This window comes from Paenibacillus rhizosphaerae, assembly GCF_014192015.1.
GTDB classification, from domain to species: Bacteria; Bacillota; Bacilli; order Paenibacillales; family Paenibacillaceae; genus Paenibacillus_AQ; species Paenibacillus_AQ rhizosphaerae.
In genome coordinates this window covers 1,630,095-1,654,051 of sequence record NZ_JACHXJ010000001.1, presented here as the reverse complement: position 1 = coordinate 1,654,051, position 23,957 = coordinate 1,630,095, and the positions used below count along the sequence as shown (strand labels likewise).

Annotated in this window: 15 protein-coding genes; 4 read left to right on the top strand and 11 right to left on the bottom strand. The window is 54.3% G+C overall.

Annotated elements, in window-relative coordinates; translation table 11 throughout:
- Positions 1-6: 6 nt before the first annotated feature.
- The 3 genes from FHS19_RS07170 to FHS19_RS07160 all read right to left on the bottom strand — a co-directional run bounded on the left by FHS19_RS07170 (position 7) and on the right by FHS19_RS07160 (position 5,303).
- Positions 7-666, bottom strand: a complete 660-nt coding sequence (locus FHS19_RS07170; protein WP_183580644.1) for a response regulator — start codon at positions 664-666, stop codon at positions 7-9.
- Between the two features lie 43 nt (positions 667-709).
- Complete coding sequence (locus FHS19_RS07165; RefSeq protein ID WP_312887156.1) at positions 710-2,155, bottom strand: sensor histidine kinase; 1,446 nt, start codon at positions 2,153-2,155, stop codon at positions 710-712.
- Between the two features lie 235 nt (positions 2,156-2,390).
- Positions 2,391-5,303, bottom strand: coding sequence for a glycoside hydrolase family 3 protein (locus FHS19_RS07160; protein ID WP_183580641.1), 2,913 nt, complete (start codon positions 5,301-5,303; stop codon positions 2,391-2,393).
- 407 nt (positions 5,304-5,710) lie between these two features.
- Here FHS19_RS07160 and rlmD point away from each other — a divergent pair, with 407 nt between their 5' ends.
- Positions 5,711-7,120 carry a 23S rRNA (uracil(1939)-C(5))-methyltransferase RlmD gene (gene rlmD, locus FHS19_RS07155; RefSeq protein ID WP_246426516.1) on the top strand — a complete coding sequence of 470 codons (1,410 nt, stop codon included), beginning with the start codon at positions 5,711-5,713 and terminating at the stop codon, positions 7,118-7,120.
- Positions 7,121-7,155: 35 nt separating this feature from the next.
- Positions 7,156-7,863, top strand: coding sequence for a DNA alkylation repair protein (locus FHS19_RS07150; protein ID WP_183580634.1), 708 nt, complete (start codon positions 7,156-7,158; stop codon positions 7,861-7,863).
- 58 nt (positions 7,864-7,921) lie between these two features.
- Here the strand turns inward: FHS19_RS07150 and FHS19_RS07145 are convergent, their stop codons facing one another.
- Positions 7,922-9,634, bottom strand: coding sequence for an ABC transporter substrate-binding protein (locus FHS19_RS07145; RefSeq protein ID WP_183580631.1), 1,713 nt, complete (start codon positions 9,632-9,634; stop codon positions 7,922-7,924).
- Between the two features lie 270 nt (positions 9,635-9,904).
- On the opposite strand from FHS19_RS07145, the gene FHS19_RS07140 reads away from it, so the two are divergent.
- Positions 9,905-10,774, top strand: coding sequence for an AraC family transcriptional regulator (locus FHS19_RS07140; RefSeq protein WP_246426446.1), 870 nt, complete (start codon positions 9,905-9,907; stop codon positions 10,772-10,774).
- A gap of 17 nt (positions 10,775-10,791) precedes the next feature.
- On the opposite strand, the gene FHS19_RS07135 is transcribed toward FHS19_RS07140, so the two are convergent.
- The 4 genes from FHS19_RS07135 to FHS19_RS07120 all read right to left on the bottom strand — a co-directional run bounded on the left by FHS19_RS07135 (position 10,792) and on the right by FHS19_RS07120 (position 15,639).
- Positions 10,792-12,303 (bottom strand): glycoside hydrolase family 43 protein, encoded by a 1,512-nt coding sequence (locus tag FHS19_RS07135; RefSeq protein ID WP_183580628.1) that lies wholly within the window; start codon positions 12,301-12,303, stop codon positions 10,792-10,794.
- Positions 12,304-12,568: 265 nt separating this feature from the next.
- Complete coding sequence (locus tag FHS19_RS07130; protein WP_183580625.1) at positions 12,569-13,567, bottom strand: cation diffusion facilitator family transporter; 999 nt, start codon at positions 13,565-13,567, stop codon at positions 12,569-12,571.
- 166 nt (positions 13,568-13,733) lie between these two features.
- Positions 13,734-14,396, bottom strand: a complete 663-nt coding sequence (locus FHS19_RS07125) for a hypothetical protein (protein WP_183580622.1) — start codon at positions 14,394-14,396, stop codon at positions 13,734-13,736.
- A 100-nt stretch (positions 14,397-14,496) separates the two neighbouring features.
- On the bottom strand, positions 14,497-15,639 hold the full coding sequence (locus tag FHS19_RS07120) for an NAD(P)/FAD-dependent oxidoreductase (protein WP_183580619.1): 1,143 nt from the start codon (positions 15,637-15,639) through the stop codon (positions 14,497-14,499).
- A 595-nt stretch (positions 15,640-16,234) separates the two neighbouring features.
- Between FHS19_RS07120 and FHS19_RS07115 the strand changes: the two genes are divergently transcribed.
- A complete protein-coding gene (locus FHS19_RS07115) occupies positions 16,235-17,539 on the top strand; it encodes a catalase (RefSeq protein ID WP_246426515.1) in 1,305 nt (434 codons plus the stop codon).
- A 239-nt stretch (positions 17,540-17,778) separates the two neighbouring features.
- Here FHS19_RS07115 and FHS19_RS07110 read toward each other — a convergent pair whose 3' ends face one another.
- The 3 genes from FHS19_RS07110 to FHS19_RS07100 all read right to left on the bottom strand — a co-directional run bounded on the left by FHS19_RS07110 (position 17,779) and on the right by FHS19_RS07100 (position 23,902).
- Positions 17,779-18,915: a glycoside hydrolase family 88 protein gene (locus FHS19_RS07110; protein ID WP_183580613.1), complete on the bottom strand. Its 1,137-nt coding sequence runs from the start codon at positions 18,913-18,915 to the stop codon at positions 17,779-17,781.
- A 108-nt stretch (positions 18,916-19,023) separates the two neighbouring features.
- Positions 19,024-23,229, bottom strand: a complete 4,206-nt coding sequence (locus FHS19_RS07105; protein WP_183580610.1) for a glycoside hydrolase family 2 protein — start codon at positions 23,227-23,229, stop codon at positions 19,024-19,026.
- A complete protein-coding gene (locus FHS19_RS07100; protein ID WP_183580607.1) occupies positions 23,222-23,902 on the bottom strand; it encodes a hypothetical protein in 681 nt (226 codons plus the stop codon). Before FHS19_RS07100 ends, FHS19_RS07105 begins: the two co-directional genes overlap by 8 nt.
- Positions 23,903-23,957 lie beyond the last annotated feature (55 nt).

Genomic DNA, 23,957 nt, shown 5'->3' with positions numbered 1-23,957 from the left:
AGTGGTCTAGTTCGGCCGCATCAACCCTTTCTGCCAGGCAAACACGGCTGCTTTGGTCCGATCCAGCATATGGAGTTTGCTCAAAATATTGCTGACGTGGCCCTTCACTGTTTTTTCGCTGATGATGAGCTTCTCGGCAATTTCGGCATTCGACAGCCCTTCGGCGATCAGACGCAGCACCTCAAGCTCACGATCGCTTAACTCGGCAAAGGGGCTGGCATCTTCCCGCCGTGAGTCTCGAATTTCCTGAACGACACGGGCGGCCACCCGCGGATGCATCATCGATTCTCCACGAACGGATTGTCTTACCGTTTCGACCAAATGGCCAGGTTCGATATCCTTCAGTATATAAGAGAGCGCCCCAGCCCGAAGTGCGGGAAAAATGTGCTGATCATCGTGAAATGAGGTCAACACAATAACCTGCGATCTTGGACTGACCTGCTTTACCATCTGGGTCGCTTCAACACCGCCGATGCCAGGCATGACCAAGTCCATCAGCACGATATCGGGTACCAGTTCCCCGGCCATCCGAATCGCTTGTTCTCCTGAATCCGCCTCCCCAACGACCAGACAGTCCGGCTGTATTTTAAATAATGCGTGCAATCCTTGCCTTACAATCGCGTGATCATCGACAATCAGAATGGTGATCTGTTCCGATTCTGTCATTACGGCTCACTCCCACTCAAGAAATCTTTTATTTTTCGAAACCTCAGCTTATTTCCTTCTGATTACCACGAGAATCGCATTGTGCTGTTATCAAGGTACCTTTGCCTGGTTCACTCCATATGTCAAGCTTTCCACCCAGAGCCGCCATGCGCTCCTTCATGGATGAAAGCCCAACGCCGGGACGGATGTGCAGTTCATCAAAACCGCGTCCGTTATCCCGAATCATTAGCGTTATGGAATCGCTGCACTCCAAACGGACCGTCACTTCCCCGGCACCGCTGTGACGGGCGGCATTGGACAAGGCTTCCTGGGCAATCCGATAGAAAGCTTCCTCGATGGCCGGTAGCGCCTCATTATCGCCGAGGGAATCAAATGCTGCCGTAATGCCGGTCTGCTCCTGCCAGGCACTTACATACTCCGAGAGCGCCCTGGGCAGATCTTTACCCTCCAATGCAATCGGCCGCAGTTCCAATATAAGCGCATTCAGCTCCCTCTGCATATGGCCAATCAACTTTTCTGCTTCCGCCAAATGCGATTTGGCGGCTGCTCCATCCTGTTCAATCAAGGATCTTCCGGTACTTACCCAAATGGAGACCGCAAACATTTGCTGCTTAATGCTGTCATGCAGCTCCCGTGCCAGACGATTGCGCTCCTCGATCGCCGCCAAATCCTGCTGCGTCCGCATCAGCTGTTTGAGCTGTCCGGCCATATGATTTAGCCTGTGACCCAGCTGTCCCAACTCATCGCCGGCATGGTCCTGTACAAACACGGAGAAATCGCCTACGCTCCAGCGGTTCGCCGACGTGAGAAACTTGTGGATCCGGCGGACGAGACTCCGAGATGTTACTATGCCGAATGCAATACCGACAATTGTGGCGCCAGTCAGAAAACCCAACAAACTGATACCGAAAAAACTTGCCGCATTCGGGATAAACTGGCTGATGCTTTGGGATGCCAGATGGATATGGCTCGCTTTGACGACTAGAACCGCCCGGACTTCAACGTGATTAGCAATTGGCGCCACGATATATACAGTATCTTTGACCTTAGCTGTATAAGTTCTCATTGTTTTGGCCACAGTGGGCTCTAGTGCAAAGGCAGACTGGATATTCAGCCGGACTTTATCAGGCAATGGCAGCGATTGGCTCTCTTGCCCAATCTCACCGGAAACGGCCAGCAACTCGCCGTCAGGGCCAACCACCGCCGAATAACCTTGGAATTCAGCGCCGAATTCGGCTGGCCACTCCTGTAGGGCTTGATCCAGTTTGTTTTGGTTGATATATGGCCCGCTGAAGCTTGAAACAGCATTTTGGGCAACCGTCCCTACTTGCATGGCAAAGACTTTGTTCGTATTCAGATTCACAAAAGCGTAATACCCCAATACGGCAATCATCTCGAGCAGGATCATGACGACAATCGTTGTAAGGATATAAAAAAAAGTCAACTTCCACTGCAGCCGGTAAAAAGGCCCAGATTTGTTCGCTAACACGGCGAGTCCCCTCTTCTTCAGATCAAATCATGTCGCACTTTCGGCTTTCGGATAGGCGATTCGATTATAGCATGGAAACATTGACCAGTATATTGAGCACTACGATAATGAATCGACGCAAAAAAGGAAATAAACCTGTCTCAGACAAGACGGGTTTATTTCCAATGGAATCGAAATTTTTTCGGACTCAAGTCCATACATAGATGAAATCATTAACATCGGGAATTGACGGCCATCAAGAAAACTGGAAATGGCTGATCGACACGTGTCCTTTTATGACCAAATACACATTCTGACTGCCGTGTATTCCGCTCAGCTTGCAGGAATAATCCTGCCACGTCTGCGGATCGCCTGAAGTTAGAGTGATCCGGCCCGCAGGCAGTCCTTCCGGGCTATCCAGCCGCACTTCTACGACGGCATCCCCCGCTCCGGCCGCCCGGATCCGCAGCGTATCCGCACCGCTCTCAAACTTCGCGTCCCGGAAAGCGATCCATCCTGCTTGATCCTTCACGACGATGGCGCTGCCGCCTTCCGTACACTCCCCGATCAAGACGCCTTCGTATTCGTCGTAATTGATCGCCTTGGTAGATCGTGTGAGGTCACGCGGCGGGATCGTCTCCCCATCTACAACCAGCTCGGCTATCAGCGGCAGGTTACCCGAAGAAGGCCCGGCCATCATTATATAGGTACCGCTCTCGATGCAGTAGCGCTCGCGGGTGACATCCCAAATCGCCAGCTGATCAAGCGGAACTTCAAAGGACACTTCGGCCGTCTCACCCGGTTGAAGCATCACTCTGCGGAATCCAAGCAGCTGCTTGCGCGGACGCTTGACACGGGACTGATTTGCCCGGCCGTACAGCTGCACCACTTCCTCACCTGCCGCTTCACCGATGTTGGTTACCGTGCATGTGAGACGAACCGCTTGATCCATGCCTGCGGTAAGCTTTTCCTTGGCAAGCTGCAGACCATCGTACCGGAAGGTAGAGTAGGATAAACCATGTCCAAACGGATACAGAGCCTCGCCCTCAAAGTATTGATACGTTCTGCCGTGCTTAATGACATCGTAGTCCATAAATTCCGGCAGCTGGTCGACAGATTTATACCACGTCATATTCAATCGTCCCGCCGGGTTCGTGTCGCCAAACAGCACGTCCGCCAGCGCATGACCAAGCTCTTGGCCGGCATGGGAAGTGTATAGCACAGACGGTACATGGGCGTCCACCCAGTTCAGCGCATACGGGTAACTGCCTACGACGACAACCACCGTGTTCGGATTGGCTGCATAGACCTCCTGAATCAGCTTCTCCTGGGATTCCGGAAGCGTAATATCCGGACGGTCGATCGTCTCCTTGCCGTTAATCAGCGGATGATTGCCAACGAATACGACCGCTATGTCCGCTTCTGCAGCTGCTGCTTTGGCCGTCTGAAGCTTGTCTGTGACGATTTCCAGTTCGAACAAATCCGCGTGCACGATCGGGGCGCCCTCACCGGATACTTCCACAGCACCTGCAACGTTGATCTCGTTTGCGGTTTCCGCGGCTTGCCCGTCACCAACGAGGAGCTGACCTGTTTCGGCGTGCACCGTCACCGGTGTACCGTTCCATGTCGAGAAAGTTACGCACCGCTGCTCATGCTCGGCAGGATGGATGAGGAAGACTTCCTTGGTGAACCACTCCCAAATTTGTTCGGAAGATGCTTTCACGATCTTGTCGTCGGTTGTCAGGTAGCGGCCGGTATCTTCGGCAATCAAGGTGTGGCTTCCCCATCCCCAGTCCGTCATTTCAAACACCGACGCTTCTAACGCGTTTTCGGTTGTTGCAGCCAGCGCGGCCTCAACTCCGTCCTGAATTCGTACATAGCGCCCCGTCTTTTTGGATTTGAGCCGAATCCGGTCCGTTCCCCCAGTGTACAGTGTCTTGCCGTTCGTTCCTGCCCCGGTAAGCTTCTCTTGGATGCCCTGAAGCGGCGTAACGGCATAAGGCAGCGAGCCGCTGTACCAATCCCGGTACACAATCCCGGCGAGCGGCCCGATCACGGCCACTTTGTTCAGCTTGTCAGCACTGAGCGGGAGAAGACCGCGGTCATTCTTCAGCAGCACCATTGCCTTACGGGCGGCTTCCCGGGACAGCTCCGCATGCTCCGGCCGCAAAATTGCGGATTCGTCGATTGCAGCATACGGGTTGCCCTCTTCAGGATCGAATTCGCCGAGCCGGAAGCGGACGCGGAAAGTATTCGTCAGCGCAGCGTCAAGATCACTCTCGGCCAGCAGGCCCTCGCGCAATGCCTCACGCAGCGCCTCCTTGATCACGACCGCATCGTCCGTAATGCTGTCGATTCCGCCTTCTTTAACGGAGCGGGCAACGGCTTCTTTATACGTATCGAGGTATCCGTGATCCCGCACGGTACCGGTCACGTCAAAGGCATCGCTTACGACAAAGCCGTCCATGCCCCATTCGTCCTTGACGATGGCTTTGACGTCCGGACTCAGGTTCGCAGGCACACCGTTGATGGCATTGTAAGCCGTCATCATGGATTGGGCGCCGCCTTCCTTGAACGGAATCTCAAAAGCTTTCAAATAATATTCCCGCATGTTGCGCGGATCAATGCTGACCGAAGCGTCACCCCGGCCAACTTCGTTATTATTCGCAATAAAGTGCTTTAAAGTGGCAACCGCTTTCAAATATACGGGATGATCGCCTTGAATGCCCTGAATGAGCGCGGAGGCCAGTTTCCCGGTCAGGATCGGATCTTCTCCGTAGGCTTCTTCCGTTCTGCCCCAGCGCGGGTCACGTTCCAAATCGACGGTCGGAGCCCACAGCGTCAATCCGTTCACTTCGGGATTGCGGCGATAGAACCCTCTGGCCTCGTCACCGATGACGCTGCCGATTCGTTTCATGAGTTCCGTGTCCCATGTACAGCCAAGGCCGATCGGCTGCGGAAATCCGGTCGCTTCTCCCAGCCACGCCATGCCGTGGGCTGCTTCCGTTCCGTGTTTATACGCTTTCACACCGAGCCGCTCGACGGCAGCTTGATATTGAACCATCAGCTCTACTTTTTCTTCCAGTGTAAATCGGGAGACCAGGTCTCTCACTCGTTCTTCTAGAGGTAAGGATGTATTCTGAAATGGATAGTCGGTCTGTGCTGGCATCGTTATCATCTCCTTCAGGCGTATTTTAAGCCATATCGGTTTCAGGAGATACCCGGATAATTAGAGGCGTTTTCATATAGAATTCATAGAAAGCCTGTCCGGTTAGATAACGATATTATCCTGCGTGCCGACGTGTAACTTTTTCATATGTAGAAGGTCACCTCCGTATGCCTCTATGGATCTAAACGCTGACCAGCAGGAAATGTCACGAAAAATGCAGAACCCCGCGCCAGAACATGGCATTCATACCAGGCCGCATGGTATAGTGAAACGAAGAACAAGCGATGGAGTGTAGAACGAACATGAGTGAACGAAAACATCCCAATAACAAACGGCAGTCCCAAGCAGGGACTCATTCATATCGAAAGGAAGCAGCTGCGCGCAAAGGCTTTCGCAAAAATGAACCGATGAAGCAGCCGCATAGCTCGGCCCGCGATCATGCCGATGAGCTTCGGACCGGCGACCGCATCGTCGTGACCATCAAGCGTTTGGGCATTAACGGTGAAGGCGTAGGCTATTATCGGCGGAAGGCGGTTTTTATCGACGGTGCGCTGTCCGGCGAAGTCGTCAAAGCTGAGGTGACCGAAGTGCAGCCTAAGTTTATCAAAGCCCAGCTCACAGAGGTGGAAAAACGGTCTCCTCACCGGATCGAACCTCCCTGCCCGGTTTTCGGCGTATGCGGCGGCTGCCAGATTCAGCATATCTCATATGAAGGACAGCTGCAGGCCAAAACGGACATTGTCCGCGAAGCGTTCAGCCGGTATGCCGGTCTCGATCAGCTCAAGCTGAAGCCGATTCTGGGTATGGATCACCCTTGGGGATATCGCAACAAAGCTCAACTGCAGGTGGAACGCCGGAATGGCGAGATCGTTGCGGGACTGTATGAAGCGGACAGCCACAGCATCGTGGACATCAGCGGCTGCCCTATCCAGCATCCCAAGGTGAACGAGGCTGTGGAGAAGGTGAAGTCGGTACTGGAGGAACTGCGCATTCCGCTGGCCAAGGAAAACGGAAATAAAGACGGCGTACGTACGATCGTGGTTCGCCACGGTTTTCAATCCGGCCAGCTGCAGGTAACTTTAGTTTCCGCAGGAAGTAGCCTGCCGCGTCAGGACGATCTCGTCCGTCTGCTCAGGCTGTCCATCGACGGGTTGGCAGGAATCGCCCTGAACGTCAATCCGAAACGGACCTCGCTGATCTTCGGCGACCGCACCATCACGCTATGGGGGGCCGATTCGATGCAGGAATCCTTGAGCGATTTGGAATTCTCCTTGTCCCCTCGCGCGTTCTTTCAGCTGAATCCGCAGCAGACCGTGAAGCTGTACGAATCGGTCCGGGCAGCAGCCGGTCTCACGGGCAGCGAGACGGTCATTGACGCTTACTGCGGCACCGGCACGATCGGGCTCTGGCTGGCCCCGCATGCCAAGGAAGTTCGCGGCATCGAAACGATTGCCGAGGCTGTTGAGGATGCCGCGCGAAATGCCGAACGCAACGGCCGTCATAATGCGACCTTCCATGTGGGCGAAGCGGAGGATCTGCTCCCCCGTTGGGTCAAAGGAGGCCTTCGCCCGGATGTCATCGTCGCCGACCCGCCGCGGACCGGCCTGGACCGCCGCTTCCTGGATACCGTGCTGAAAACAAAGCCCAAGCGTTTCGTGTATGTATCCTGCAACCCTTCCACGTTGGCTAAGGATAGCAAGGTGCTGATTGACGGGGGTTATGAGCTCCAGTGGGCCCAGCCAGTGGACATGTTTCCTCAGACGAGTCATGTGGAGTGCTGTTCGCTGTTTGTTTGGAACGGCAAAAGCGGAAAATAAATGCGGCAATAATTTAAATAAGGCGGTGTCATCGCATGGATCTTGAACAGGTCATGCAGGAGCTTGAAGCTCTCGGCAAAGAGCGGCTCAAAAAGCAGTATATGTCCAATGGAGCGCACGAACCGCTCTTTGGCGTAGCGACGGGTGCCATGAAACCTATCGCCAAGAAGATCAAAATCGATCAAGCGTTGGCTGAGCAGCTGTACGCCTCGGGAAACTATGACGCCATGTACTTTGCCGGCATCCTAGCCGATCCGAAAGCGATGACCAAGGCGGATTTTGAGCGTTGGATTCAGGGGGCCTATTTTTATATGCTGTCCGATTACGTGGTGGCGGTAACCTTGGCGGAAACCGATATTGCGCAGGAAGTCGCTGATCAATGGATCGCAAGCGGCGAGGAGCTGAAGATGTCGGCGGGCTGGAGCTGCTATTGCTGGCTTCTTGGCAGCCGGCCGGACGCCCAGTTTGATGAAAGCAGACTCGCGGACATGCTGGAGACGGTAACAAAGACCATTCATGAATCTCCTGAACGCACAAAATCGGCAATGAACAATTTTATATACACTGTCGCCGTATCCTATCTGCCGCTCCATGACAAAGCGGTCGAGACCGCAAAGGCAGTCGGTCCGGTAGAAATGAACCGGGATAATAAAAAAAGCAGTATCCTAAATGCTTCGGAAAGCATTCAAAAAGCGGTGGATAAACAGCAGCTGGGTTTTAAACGCAGATATGTCAGATGTTAAACACAAAAAATGCACAGCAGGAGAATAATTCTCCTGCTGTGCATTTTATTGTGCGCGTTTATTTACCGCTCCACAGTTCCACTCTGTCTTTGACCAGTTCCGTATATTGTTTTTCCATCTCTACAGCGCCTGCATCGTCAAGCTCTTTCAGCATGCCGTCAAAAACCGCGTCGAACTGCTCCGGTTTTGCCAGAACGGCTTCCGGAATTCGTTTCCGGATAATATCCTGCGTTTTTTGATAGATCACGTTATAATTGCCGTCCTGCGGTGCCGCAATATTCCAGGCAGCCCCCCATGGCTTGACCGGAAATTCCTTGCTCGATGGGAACAAGTCTTTCCAGGTGGTTGCTCCGTAAGCTTTCAAAGTCTCCTTCTCCGGCTCGGTGTATGAGGCGATAATTTGTTCCGGGAAATTCGTCGTATAATAATTTCCTGTGGCATCCTTGACGCCGTCACCGTAATGAGCCGACAGGTTCCCATACAGGCCGATACCGGTGGTTTTCGTAAAGCTGGCGTTATCATTCACTTTTTTGTCCAGCACGTCTTGGGGAATAACCCGTTTGCCGTCCACTACGTTATAGTGCTTACCTTCAATCCCCCAGTTGATCAGGACCTGGCCTTCATCGGATGCAAGGAAGTCGAGAAACTTGATCGCCCGTACGGGATCTTTGCACGCGGTCGTGATTCCAACGCCCCAGCCGGACATAAATCCGGTATCCTGGAAGTTATGATCCTTATACTCTTCCGACATGGTCACCGGAAAATGGGCGTAGGTGCGGTCCGCTTTCCCGCTGGTCTTCAGGGCATTCTCCGCATCCGAATAACCCCATTTGGCATCAATCAGACCCAGAACGCGGCCGCTGGCAATTTTGGACTTATACTGATCGCTCTTTTGAACAAACGTTTCTTTGTCCAGCAGCCCCACATTGTACATGTGGTTCAGCCAGCGGAAGTATTCCTTTTCCTCCGGCCGCTTATAGTGAAGCTGGGCTTCAAAGGTGTCCGGATTAATGTAGTATTCGCCGTCGTCTTTGAGGCCGGTGGCATACACCGCGGGGTTGGTGACCGTGATCATGATTCTCCAGTCATCGGCGTCCAAAGTTAACGGAATGGTCGGCTTGCCGTCAATCGTGGGATGCTTATCCTTATACTGCTGGAGAACGTTTTCAAAATCCTTGACGGTTCTGACTTTCGGATACCCTAGTTCCTTCAGCACCGCATTTTGGATTTCAAAGCCGCTGCCGGCGTCAAAGTCTTGCTGATCAACGGCTGCGTTGCTCGGTACGACATAGATGGATTTGTCGTCATTGCTGTATGGCAGGCGGTTCATGTATTCGCCGTATACCTTTTTCAGATTGGGTGCGTACTTGTCGATCAAATCCGTCAGGTCGATCATAGCCCCGGCTTCCACCAGCTTGTCAACATCCCCTTTGGCGTAAATCAGATCCGGGAAGTCACCGCTCGCCGCCATTAGCGATATTTTATCCGCGCCTGCGCCCGATACCGCGTACTCCGCATCCAGGGTCACCCCTGTTTTTTTGGTGATCTCTTGGCCAACCTCATCCTGCATCTTGTTCCAGTTCGGGCTCGCGTCCGCTCCAAAAAACGAAAAGGTGATCGGGCTCGTGTCGTCCGCTTTGGAATCCTGTGTGCTGCCGGAAGACGCAGCCGAATCGGCTGACTTGCCACCCCCTGAACTGCACCCTGCTGAGATAAGCAGCATACCGGCAAGAAGAAGCAACCCGAATTTTTTTCCAGCTGTACCTGTCATGTTCATCGTTCCCCCTTTTTGTTGTGAAAAGTGCGTTTGCCATTTTCGGTTTAAAAAGTTGATATCAGCTCTCTCATTAATCTATCCGTATGTTCGTTCATTAAAACGTTTTCGGATTATCCTATCTATTGTTGACACATCCCTCCTCTTTCGGTTTCCGGTTGGCTAATAGCTATTGTAATTCGTAATCTGCTGGTAAACCTTGATTTTTAAGTCGCGGTTATAGGATGATATAGACATCAAACCATACTTTTTCGGGTGGGATCCACTTTGAGCATCAACGTATATTTAAACTGGTTTACGACCGACGAGCAGTTTCCGTTTTTTATCCAGTATGGAGGTCATGACGAAGACATGCAGCTGCATAAGCACATCGACTTTTGCGAGCTGGTGATCGTACTGAACGGACATGCAACGCATATCGTCAACAACGAGGCTTCTTTTATCAAAAAAGGCAACGTGTTTGTCATTAATGGCGGCACGCAGCATGCGTACAAAGATCCGTACGATTTTAAAATATGCAACATCATGTTCAACCCCGACATGCTGAAGTATGCCGGCCCGGATTTAAGAGCGTCGCAAGGATTTCAGGCGCTTTTTATTTTGGAACCGCTTTATCGTCATCTGCATCCGTATGAAAGTAAGCTCAATATTCCGCTCTCCAATCTCGAGCATGTGGCCTCGGTCATTTCCGATATGATTGACGAATACCGTAATCGGCACCAGGGCTATCAAACGATGCTGGCGTCACGGTTCATGGAGCTTGCCGTTTACTTGTCCAGGCTGTATGAGAACCAGGATCAGGGCACCGAGAGCAATCTGGTGCATTTGGCAAATGCCGTTTCCTATATCGAAGATCATTACCTCGAACAGGTAACCCTGGAAGAAATCGCGGATAAGTCCCGGATTTCCGTACGGCATCTGAACCGGATCTTCCGGGCGTATTACCAGACGTCGCCAATGGCGTATCTTCAGCGGCTTCGCCTGGAACGGGCCTGCATCCTGCTGAAACAGACCAACCTTTCGATCACCGAAATCTCATACGAATGCGGTTATAACGACAGCAATTATTTGACGCGCCAGTTCAGAAAAACATACGGCATGACACCTAAAGCATTCCGGAAAAGCGTGCAGCAGTAACGGCAGGAGTACCAGTGTCAGCCAACCGGCTCATACTCGAACCAATCGAATGAAGCAGGCGTGGGCTCCTCATTGGCCGATACTGCATACATCGCAGTGAATACCCCGGTGAACCCCCCTGCGACTTCCGTGGAAAGCAAATGGGTCTCTCCGTAACCGGCCTCCGTAAGTTCTGCTCCCGGCTGACCGTAATAAAACACGAATTTGTCAGGCTGTGCTTCGATCTTCAGAACCAGCGGCCCTGCGGGACAAGCATGTTCTTCCTCCACTCTTAATGAACCAACGGTGCGCCGAAGCCGTATCTTCTTGACTCCATTCCTTGAAGTTACGGCAAGATCATAGTGATACTTTTCATTCATATAAACGGTTAACCCAGCTTCTTCCCCGTCACCGGCCGGTTCATACACCATCGCTGCCGATATATTGCAGGAAAAATGGCACAGTCGGCGGCCAACGAACGCCGGAGAGCCGGCATCCGAGAGCGTCGTCCGATTTCCGCGAAGTTCCAGGTGTCCGGGCTGGCGCTGCAGAGACCAACTTTCGGGAACGGGATTACGCAAAAAGGTCCACTCCAGATTGAGTTTTGAACCGTCAAAGTCATCCCTTGCCGGTTTGTCGTCCCAGCGGACGGTAGGCAAATTCGGTGAGTCCATTACGGGTTCGATGTGTCCGTCTGCCCCGATGACCGGCCAACCGTCCGTCGTCCAGGTTACCGGCGCAAGCATCACTTCCCGGCCTAGATGGTGGCGCATCGGATAGGACGGAGGCCGGATTCCCAAACAAACCGCCCACCAGCTTCCATCATGAGCTTGTACCAGATCGGCATGACCTGTTGCATGGATGGTGCTCTTCAGGCTCCGGTTCGACAGAATCGGATTATGGGGGCAAGACTCATAAGGTCCGTAGGGATCGGTGCTTCTGGCGATCGTCGCCATATGTCCGAACTCCGTTCCGCCTTCGGCGATCATCAAGTAATAATAATCCCCGATTTTGTAGAGATGCGGCGCCTCGGGATGCGCCCCTCCGGTTCCTTGCCAGATCAAGCGGCTCTCAGTAAGCATCTCGCCGGTATCTATATTGATCTCGCATTGATAAATCCCGTCTCCCTCGTCTCCCATTCGGGTCGACTGGAAATACACACGGCCATCCTCATCGAAAAACAAGGATGGATCGATCCCGCTCTGTGCAACCGGTATGGGATCGGACCATGGGCCGGCTGCCTCTACACTGGTCACATAAAAATTCCCGATCCCGCTCACATTGGTCGTTGTCATATAAAACATGCCGTTATGGTAACGAAGGGTTGGTGCGTAGATGCCGCCTGAGCTGCCTGCACCAGCCAGCGGCAGCTGCTGCTCGTTCGTCAGACAATGCCCGATTTGCCGCCAATGCACCAAATCTTTGCTGTGAAAAATAGGAACCCCCGGAAAATACTCGAATGTGCTTGTGACCAGATAATAATCGTCACCTACCCGGCAGATGCTGGGATCCGGATGGAATCCGGGAATGACGGGGTTGGTATACTGCATCGATGCTCAGCTCCTAATCGTGATGATTACAACTTTGACTCTCTGAGAGCGGGTACGCCAACTATCCTGTGTTCAACCAGCTCTGTCCCATATTCTAAACGGTTGCCTAGAGTTAAACCTTGATGATCAAGTCAGGAAAATAGCATGATCTAGACATGTAAGCTAACGGCAGGGCATTTGCCCTCAACCGTCTACTCGAAATCGTGCAGCCCAAACAAAAAAAGCCCGCGCTCTGCGGACTTTTCAAATGTCATCATTCAATCTGTTACGAAAACTCATTCAAATGCTCTGACGTCCAGTTTTTCACGCCATTGTCTTCGATGATGCCCAATACGACATCCGATATATCCGGATCCGAGCTGAGCTGGTCCTGAACGCGGAACTTAATATCATCGGCATCGGCAAGCGACAGGCCGCTCCGAAGCTCGATCATCGTGTCCACATGATAGTACCGGCCTTCCTGGATGATCCGCAGACCGTTGATGTCGGTGACGTCCTGATCGGACAAAATGATGGACGACACCTTCTCCGCCACATCGCGGGGCGCGGCCACACCGATCAATCCGACCATATTATCGTAGCCTACCCGGAAAGCAACGGCGACCATCAGCACACCGATGATGACGGTCACGAGGCCGTCTAGTGCTTTAAATGCGGTGAATGTCGTGACAACAACAGCGACAAGGGCCAGAAGCGCACCGGTGACCGCAACCAAATCCTCGTAAAAGACCAGCCGCGTCGGAGGTGCTGAGCGCGATACGTGCTTAAAGGCCATGGGGATGAGGGAGATTCCGGAGGCCTTGATCCTTGCTTCTCGGGCGATTTCCTTCATCACCTTAAATAAAATCGCTCCATCGATCACCAGGTTCAGAATAAGTGCGCCCACGTTAATCCAGAATGCTCCGCCCGCCTTGGCCGGATGATAAATCAAATGCCATCCTTCCCGAATCGTTTCATAGGCCATAATCGTCACCACAATGACGGCGACCATACAGAAAATGTTGATCACGCGTCCGAAGCCGGTCGGAAATTTACGGTTGGGCTTTCTTTCCGCAAGCACGCTTCCGGCAAACACAAAGCCTTGGTTTACACAATCCGCCAGCGAGTGCATGGCCGAAGCAAACATCGCCCCGCTGCCGCTCAAAGCGGCCCCCACCCCTTTGGCTGCTGCGATGACCGCATTGCCGAGCATGGCGATCGCCGATGATTTGTTTCCCTTTTTGATGAGTGCCAGCCAATTTTCCCGATCCTGCTGCTGAGCCATCTTTTGCCTCCTGCTGAAAATCCGACTTGATGAAACATGTTCTTACGATGGGAAAAATAGCCGGGTTTTATGCAGAAAAATGGAAAACAATCGTAGTTCATAGGAAATCAGGAAGCTATAGTACAAAAAAGAAAAGCCCGCTGTTAAACGAGCTTTCGATTAAGCCTTAATCCACGCCGATCATGAGCCCGGTATCTCCGGGATCTTGCAGCCAAATGGACGAGATCGCCCACTGGTCATCAGCAGGCCCAAACCCCTTCTCAATCGTGAGCGAAGCTTTGCCTGTGTCCTCCACTCCTGCGGATGTCACCAGCGGGTAATCGAAAGAGATTTGCACTTTGTCGTCCGACAATGTCTTGGTCGTCATGCTGCTGACCTCACCCATATGAGGACTGGAGCCTCCGGTAACCCAGAAATTGTCCTCAAACTGCCGTTTGGTTTTGGCCTGCAGCGCGGGAGTCATCACCGCGTACTGCATCGGTCCGCTGCGCTTCTGGACACCGCGGATCCAGGTCTTGGCGGCATCCTCCGGCGTATCGGCCTGCAGGGCGTTCATGAAGCCGTTCACTTGCTGAGCCAGCCTGCTCGCTTCGGGCAAAGACACATGAATGCCGTCGCTTTTGTACTCCACTTCGCCTTTCAGCTGCTCCACAATTGCCCGCAGCGAGACCATGGCGGTTCCGTTTTCGATTTTCAATTTCAGAAAAGTGTTGGCGAATTCCGCCCCATTGATAAAAATCCGCGGTCCGGCCGACACCGCCAGCGCGGAGCCCGACAGAATGACAAATGCCGAACATGCCGCAATCATCACCTTCAACCGTTTCTTCATGGATCATTCTCCTTTTAATACGCCGCTACAGACGTAATTCTATGTATAGATGTCATTTCCATTGTAGTAGAATGGTGATCCATGAAGGGTTACGTTCGGGTTACGATTCGGTTAATGTACGCTCATCAATGGCTTTCCGGATATCATAATCGTTAATATCGATATCCAGCTCGATGCCTTTCGCCAGCTTAGCCAACTGATAGCCGATAAATGGACCCACCGTCAATCCGGATGCGCCGAGCCCGTTCGCCGCAAACAGATGACTCCAACCCGGAACGGCACCAATCACCGGCAGAAAATCGGAGGTAAACGGGCGAAAGCCGACCCTGACTTCCTGAAAGGTACCTTCTGCCAACCCGGGCGCCAAGGTTAATCCTTTATTCAAAATCTCCTGCATGCCCCTTGCCGTTATTCGGGTGTCGTATCCTTCCACATCATTTTCATGAGTTGCCCCGATCACGATCTTCTGCTCGTCAAAAGCAAGCAAGTATTGATCCGAAGGCGGCATGACGACTGGCCATGTCCCGGTATCTTCACCGCTTCCAAGCTGCAGGTGCATAATTTGCGCCTTTTGATAACGCACGTTAAAGCGGACACCGAGCGGCTGCAGGAGCTGTCCCGCCCACGCACCTGCGCAGACGATCGTACGGTCCGCTGCATATTCATCCGATCCGACCGTTACCCCGGTCACCCGGTTACCATCCGCCCGAAGCTTTGCATCGCCGTGAATCACGATAGCCCCATGCCTTTGGGCAGAGCGAATCAAAGCGTCGCGCAGGGCACGGCCGTCGACACGGGCAGCGCCGCTGATCCGAACCGATTGATAGCCCCTCTCCAGCAGCGGAAAGGATTGATGGGTTTCTTCTTCCGAAAGCCGGGTAATGCTGCCGATTTCCGGTGCATCCCCTTTGCGCTGCAAAGCCCGCTCCTCCATTTTTCGGATTTTGTCCGGGTCCTGGTGAACGCTGAGGGCACCGACCTTCGCATAGCCCGTCTGGGTCTCGCCTTCTTCTTCCAGTTCCTTGATGAACTCCGGATAAAAAGCCGCTCCTGCCTTGGCCAGCCGGTACCAGGCCTGATTGCGGCGCTGTGACAGCCAGGGACAAATGATGCCTGCTGCAGCATCTGTTGCCTGTCCCGGGTCCTTACGGTCGATAAGAAGGACTTCTTCACCCATTTTTGCCAGCTGATAGGCCGTCGATGCTCCCAGGATGCCTGAACCAATGATGATATATTTCTTCATAATTACATTCCTTTCTTGATGCCTGTTACCCCATTATAGCGAACACTTCTCTTATAGAGGAATTTCGAGCTGATCTTCAGGTTTTCCTAAATGTACGGTTACAAATATTTTTTGAATCCTTTGCTCACAGAGCCGTCATACCCTTCCCGTTCGAAAAATGATGGGCCCTGACCCGTTTGGCATGGCTGAGCAGCATAATCTTATGACAATGCAAGGATCTGCAATATTCCGCTTCACGAATCATAATATCGCATTCCCTCCGTTCTATTGACGAAATGAACATATAACCAACCCTATTTCGACCGGGGAATAGATCACTCCTTATCGGCCCAATCGTCTCTCCTGTTTTCAGTTCAGCGCGTGTATGCCTAATACAGCTGGGTCATATTTGCATTGGAAGTCCGCATAAACCATATAGGAGAGAAGTCATGGAAATGGAGGTCAAGGAATGAAAGATTCCCATCCCAACGGCGCTACCCCTCAGGCCGGCAATGCAGCGAACCGTCAACCAAGTCCAGCGGATCCATATGCGGGGGACGACAGGCCGCATAACGTAAACCAGTCCTTCCCATGGGCAGAAGATCTGCCGGCCGCTATGCACTCGCAGACGGTTGGCGAACGGGGACCCGTTCTGGAACAGGATAACATTTTACATGAAACACTGGAAACCTTTGTACATACGAAAATCATTGAGCGTCCCGTCCACGTGAAAGGCTTTGGCGCTTTCGGTTACTTTGAGACGGTGCATTCCATGAGCGATTATACGATGCTCAGCTTTTTGCAAACGCCCGGTCAGCAGGTTCCCGTCACGGTACGCTTTTCCCTCGCGGTCAGCAATAAAGGCACACCGGATACTTCGCGCAACGTACGCGGGTTTTCTACCAAGTTTTACACCGAGCAGGGAGTCTTTGATTTGTTGTGCAATCATATCCCCGTCTTTTTAGTTCGAGATGCCGTCCGGTTCCCGGAATCGATCCAAGCCTTTCTGCCCTCACCGAAAAACAATTTGATCGATCCCGAACGATTCTGGAGCTTTGTAGCCAGGGCGCCGGAATCCACCCATTTCCTCGTCTGGCTATACTCGGACGTGGGCACGGTGAAGAGCTTCCGCCATATCAAGGGTCACAGCGTGAACACTTACGTGTGGAAAAATGCGAAGGGCGTACGTACCTATGTAAAATACCACTGGATGCCTTTAGCCGGCGAGCAGTACATTGATCGGCAGGAAGCAGCCCGGCTGGCGGGTGAGAACCCGGATATTGCCGGCAAGGATCTGTACGATACCATTGCCGCGGGCAAGACTGTGGAGTACGGGCTGTATGTGCAGCTGATGAATCCTGATGATGCGTCACATCTTCCGTTCGACCCGCTGGATGATACCAAGGTATGGGACCAGCAGCAGTACCCTCTTCGTCCGGTCGGCCGCCTCGTATTGAACCGCAATACGGACAATTATATGGGGCAGGTGGAGAAGATTGCTTTTTCCCCGTCCAACCTGTTGGAGGGGGCCGAATTATCGGATGATAAAATGCTGCAGGGCCGCGCCAACATTTACTGGGATTCCCAGCGCAGGCGGTTAGGCCCTAGTTTTCGCAGCATCCCGATCAACCACCAGGAGGATTGGTCTCCGGCTTCCCTGATGACCAGCGGCAACGGAAGATACGTGGAGGGCAAGCTCGAACGGACCGGCATATCCAAACCGGATAATTTCACCCAAGCCGGGGAGTTTTACCGCGCCATTTCACCATCGCAGCAGGAGCATTTGGTGGATAACTTAGCGGCTGATCTGAATGGAATATCCCATGAAACGCAGCGGATCGTATTAAGTTACCTGTACGAAGCTTCTCCGGAGCTTGGTGAACGGGTTGCGCGGCAGATCGGTATGAAGGGTAAAGGGTGAGACTGCATAAAGGACCTTTTCGAGGAGAATTGAGGATATACGATAGGTTTGAGCTTGGTAGCCGGGAGCAGGGATACGTTCTTTAACGTGTCCCTTTTTCTTGTGTTCAGTCGTCCCTCTCGGGGGACTTTTTGTCGTTCAGCAGAATTTGAGTAACTAAGGCAAAAGGCGGCACGATGGCCGCCTCCTTTGATCATACTCGTTAAACTTTACATTTTCTTCGATGCCGCCTTTTTGGGTTAGAGCGGTCTTTCGTACCAATAGCCACGCGAGCGGCTATCCAAACGCATCAGTGCCTCGAGGAAAAAATAATCGCCCCAAATGACAAAATCGTCCGGCGAAATCCCCCCTCTGACAAAGTAGGAACCGTGCCGCAGGAACCCCTCTTCTTTCGTGCTGCCTGCCGTAAAGTATCCGTTGGCCATAGAGATGACGGACTGCTCCGCAAACTTCTGAAAAGATGCCCGCTCAGGATCCGAAGCGTCCAGATGCTCCGCCAGCTCCAACATTCCGCATGCCGCAATGGCCGAAGAAGAGCTGTCCCTCGGTTCACCTTCCTGCTGCGGGGCGTCAAAATCCCAATAAGCCACGAGATCCTCCGGTACCTGATCCATGAAATACCGGGCCAGCTGCTTGGCCGTGTCCAAGAAATACGGCTCCTTTAAGTAGCGGTAGGCAAGCGCAAAACCGTAAATGCCCCAAGCCTGCCCGCGGGACCAGGTGGAACCGTCGCTGTAGCCTTGATGCGTACCACCCCGGATCGAATCACCCGTTTGCGGATCGAAATAGAACGTGTGATACGATGAACCGTCTCCCCGTACGAGAAATCTCCGGCTCTTGTCCGCATGAATTCGGGCGATCGCGGCATAGTGAGGGTCGCTGGTCTGCCCGGACGCCCAATACAGAAGCGGAAGATTCATCAGGCAGTCGATGATGATGCGCCCGCCGTTTTCCGGGTCCCCTTCCGGACCCCAGGCCTGAATGATTTGCGCAGACGGCCTCCATCGTTTTAAGAGCAGGTCAGCGGCCTGCAGGGCGGTTTGCCGGGCATCCTCATTCTGCTCGACAATCCAGCCTGCCATAGCGGATAAAGAATACAGAAAGCCGATATCGTGGTGCTGTAAGTGGCTTTCCTGCTTCAGTCTCTCCTGAAAAGAACGGATGCTTTGGACCGCTGCCTGATGGATATCCGGATCTTTACCGTATTCATAACTCAACCATAAAATGCCGGCCCAGAAGCCCTCCGTCCAATCAGTATGGTTCACCAGCTGATATTTGCCGTCACCGTGGCTGACATGCGGAAATTGACCTTGAAAGCGGGCGATATTGGCTTTCGTGGTTAACAGCGTTTGTTCGATCGTTGCGCTCCAGTTCATAACAACCTCCTGAAAAATGATGAAGTGTGGATTCCGTGTTGGATCTGCGGGAAGAAGCCCCCTAAAAAAATGTAGTTTAGCCTCATCACATCACGCCTGCATAAGGGCCTATTTCGGCTCGACTTCGTCCAGCGTCAGGCGGAACGCCAAGTCCTTCATGTACGTGCCGTCCCGGTTCAGGAAGGTCATACCGAAGAGAAGGTCTTCCGCCGTCCCGCGAACGATGGCGATGAGCCGGTTCAGCCCGCCCTTCAGGACCGCTTCCTGATCAGGATTCGCGACCTTCTCACCGTTTAAATAGATCTCGAACCACGCTTGGGTGTTGATGCGGAGCTTTCCCTGCCGCAGCTCGTTTTCCCTCCCGGGCACCAGGATGAAACAGCTGAGGAACCATGGCGTGTCTCCTGCGTCTGCAAGGCGAAGCAATCCATCATCCGTGCGCCGTTCCTTTTTCTGCATCCATCCGTACAAGCCTTCGCCCAAATTGTTCAACGAAAATTCGGGATCCGTGTGGTAAGCTTTCATCGCCTCGTAATCGACATGCGGTGGACACGCCAGGGCCATCACCGCTTCAACAGCCCACTGTGCATCTCCCTTCTCGCTGCTGAGCAAGCCATCCTCGAAAGAAGCTCCAAGATTGGCGAGGAGGCGCGAATACAGGCGAAGTGCCTTGTCGCTGCCGGGATCAGGCAGCAGCTGCGAGCATATCACGCTTCCCGCGCCAATTTGGGCTTCGATCACGAATGCCCCAGCGGGTACGGCCTTGGCGCGATTCAGCTCCACCAGCGCCAAACGGCTGTATTCCGCCGTGTAGCCGTTCACGAAGTAGTCCTTCCAGGCGGTGCCTTCCACGCTGCGGCATAGCACCTCCGTCCCGGGTGCTTCGATCCTGTGGCTGGCCAGCACCCGGTTGACCACGTCGCGCGGCGACAAGAATACCTTGTCGAAGCCGAACAGGTCCACCGGGCTGATGCCGCGCATGGCGGCGCTGTCACTCGCCGCCAAGTGATACGCCTCGTGCGGCGTCACCCGCACGGGACGGTCCAGCAGGCGCGCCAGCGCCGCCTGCTGCGGGCCCTCCGCCGGCAGGACGAGCACGCGTCCGCCGGCTTCGGCGTGGCGCCGGACGGCCTCGGCCGCGCCCGGCGCCTCAAGCAGGCAGGCTTCGGCCACCAGCAGGCCGAAGTCCTGCCCGGGCGGCATGGCGGCATGCCGGCCATGCCCGCCTGCGTCCGGCGCTGGGGCGATGCCCGGCGCCGGCCCCCCTGGCGCGGCGGCTGCGCCCGCCGGCGCGAGGAACGGCGCCGCTTCGCCAAGCGCCGTGTAATTCAGCCGCAGCTTGTCGAGGAAAGCTGCGGCCGCTCCGCCGGAGCGCACCAGCGCGGCCGTGCGGGCGGCGGATACGCCTGCGCCCGCGTCGACGGCGCGCCCGGCGTAGGCGAGCAGGTTCCGCAGCAGCAGGCAGGCCTGCGGAACGCGCGCGACGTTCGCCATCAGATCGAGCTGGCTCGCGATAAACATGCCTGCACCGCTGCGGTATTCGATCAGCGGCGACCACAAGTCTCCGCCGTCTCCGAAGTCGCCTGCTCCGCATTCCAGCAGCATCGTAAAGTCGCCGATGACCGGTTTTTCATAGGCCGCATGAATGATCGGCAGCGGACCTTCTTCCCGCAGCTCTTCATGCCAGAACATCAAGTCCTCGTCGCCGATTCCCTTCAGAACCGGATGGCTGTAGCTGCCTGCATGGGCGCGGATGAATGGCCTGCGCGACAGCGTCAGCTTGCCGACCGACAGCTGGTTTTGCTCCAGCAGAATGAGACGGGCGCCGCGTTCCACGAATGCCTTCAGCTGCGCTTCCAGCCAGCCGTCCGCATCCTCGGCATAGGTGCCGATGATGAGTAAGCTGTCCGCTGGCAGTCCTGCCAAGCTTTCCCGCTCTATTGCTGCGCATTCAGGGATCATCCGGCGGATCATGTCATACTCGCCGGCCGGCCCCCAAAAGAATGCTTCCCTGCCGACTTCTACCGCTTCGCTGCGCAGCCTGGCGGGTACCAATCTGTATTCGATACGCAGCTCATGCACAAGCTGCCCGTCATGCATCAGTTGCGCGGTCAGCTCAGCCCGTTCTTCTGCATCCACAGATTCCGGGGTCCATTGCAGCGAGATGATTTGGTGCTCAGCCGGAGCTTGGCGGAAGTCAAAGCTTTGCTCGTGAACCAGCCTCCCTCCCTGCCTGATCTTGCATTCCACCCGGACGTCCTGCGCCGCAAGGGTATCATTGTACACGTCGAAGCTGCGGTGAACCGGCGCATCATCGTAAAAACAGCGATTGTATTCGGCCGCGATGATGGTGGCCGGCTTGAATGCTCTGGCCATGATGGCAAAGGCCGGATTTGGAGAATAAGCCGGATACTCTTCAGGCAGCAGACCGTTGTTCAAGGTCAGTGAATAGGCGGGGATCCGCTTCGGCTGGACGCCGGGCTGGCCGGGTTGGCCGGGATCGGCAGGCGGTAACATCACGTCACGGTCAGGCATCGCCCGCATGAAATAATGCGCAAAGTTGAAGGTCGAAAGGCCGGATACGCCCTGACGCCGGGCATATTCCACAAACAGCCGCTCTTTTTCGGCAAGCCCGGCCGTGCTCTCATCTGTCCCGCAGTAAGCTCGCAGTCCGACATACATACTGCTGTTCTGCGGGCAGATGTACCACCACCCGCCATGCTCGCCGAACGTTAGCGGAACGTCACGGTCCCACTGGCCGATCGTGCCGTCGATATTGTAATGGCGGCTCTCCACCTCCGTATCTTCTTTCGACAGAAGACGGTTGTCTCCTTCAGCAAGAATCGGCCGCGTCGGGTCCTGCTCGCGGATGGCGGCCATCAGGCCGGGGATATGCGTTTTGAAACCGTCACGCCCGTCGACCCAGCGCATCTCATTCTGTACGCTCCACAAGATGACGGACGGGTGGTTTTTGTCCCGCTGTACAAGGCGCCGGACATGGTTCCGGCAGTTTTCCAGGTAAGCCGGATGGTCTGCCTGCATCGATTTGCCCGAGCCGTATATCGCGGTTTCATCCACGATGAGCATGCCTTCTTCATCGGCGATGCGCACGTAGTCCTCAGGGTACGGCTCGGCATGCAGCCGGATGCTGTTCACGCCAACGGAGCGGCACATCCGGTACCAGTTCCGGATGTAGGCTTCCGTCTGCTGCACCCCGCCTTGAAAATGCCAGGAATCTCCGCGCAGATTGATCGGAATGCCGTTCAGGACAAACCGCGGTCCTTCGCACCAGAACTCCCGGAACCCGAACGTAATATGACAGCGGTCGATGACCCGCTCATCCACTAGCAGCTCAAGCTCCGCCCGATAGAGGAATGGGAAATCCGGACTCCACTGATGGGCGTCCGTCCAATCCAGAATGAAGGAGGCGCGGTATGCGGCCCCGTCCCGCTCGTTTTCGCACAGCCTTGGAAGCTGAATAACGGCACCGTCAACAGGAACAGCCGCTGCACTCGCTGCAAGAACCGGGTTTGAATCCGGATGAGTCGCGGATGCTTGGGCATGCTCCACATGATGCTCATTCCCGCTCAACACGCCAAGCTCCCGTACGACAAGCCTGATCTGCACCGTATTCTGCTCCATCTCTCCCGAATTGTGCTCTATCTCGGTGGAAGCTCCTCCGGCAATTGCATGCACCTCCAGTTTCCCTTTCAGGACGGACGTGCGGATGCTGACATCCTCCAGTGACAATTCCGGATAACCTTCCAAGTAAACGTCCTGCCATATGCCCCGGCAAACGGTGCCGAACCAGGAACCGGTAAGTCCGGTTACTTTTTGCGTGCCCGATGGAAGGGTCACGCGGTCAAAGCCCCCGCAAACGACGTGCAGGTGATGATCACGATCCGGCTGCACCCGGGATGTAATATCCAGCCTTAGCGGCAGGTAGCCGTCTTCCCACACGGCGATTTTCTCCCGGTCCAAATAGATGACGGCCTTCTGCATGATACCATCTAGGCGCAGCACGATCCGCTGTCCGGCCATGCGGTCCGGAAGCCGGAAGCTCCGGTGCAGCACGCCCGCCTCGGCGGCGTCCCATTCCTTCGGATAATCGTACAGGTCCATTGGGACATATCCGTATTCGGGTAAGTTCCCAAACGACCGGCCGGTGCCCTGCTTGTAAGTCCGCCTCCAGCTGGATGGGACCTGCACCTTGTGCTGATCATACACGATGTTCTCCGGCAGCTGGCGGGATTGGGGTTGATCATACAGCGGCATGAAATCCCAGTCTCCGTTCAGGCATAACGAATTACGCATGTTGAGCCCCCCTTTTTTCAGCCGGGCTGCGCACTTCAAGCACAAGCATCAGCTTGCGCCAAATGTCCTGTCCGTCAGGAGCCCCCTCCCACTTGATAAAATGAGGCTCCATGGCCTCGGCCCAGTTTTCGGGCTTCAGCGACGTTTTTAACCGGCCCTCATAAGACACAGGTGTGAGCGTCTCCGGCAGCTCCGAGTAGAAAAACAAAACGTTCTCGTGCATGCCGATCATGCCGTACTTATCGCCGTCTCCCGGTTTTTCCTCCTGGTATTGGTAGTGATAATATACATAGCTTGCCGTTTGCTCCGGCTCCAGCAGAGCGATTCTTCCGTAAGGTGTGCATTCCTTATGGACACGGGCCCATTGCGAATTCGACATAGGGTGCTGGTAATGAAAAATATCAGTCATCGGTACCCATCGTCTTCCCGGTGTGCCACCCGGCCATTCCGCGAGCCGCTCTCCGGTTTCAGTAAGCAAGCTATCCGGAAGAACCGGCGTGTCCAGACATTCATAATAAAGAAACAACTGTTCTTGATCGGCAAAAAGACTTAAATGGACGACCTGCAGCCGCTCCATCGCATCGGCAAGCGAAAGCTCTCTTTCCTGGGCCCGAAAAAAAGATCGCGGGCTGCCCTCTCCGTTCCAGACGGCCCGAAATAAACATCGAATCATATTGTCCCTCCTTGAGGTGTTTTATCGTTTTGTCATGGTACAAATCTTTACGTAT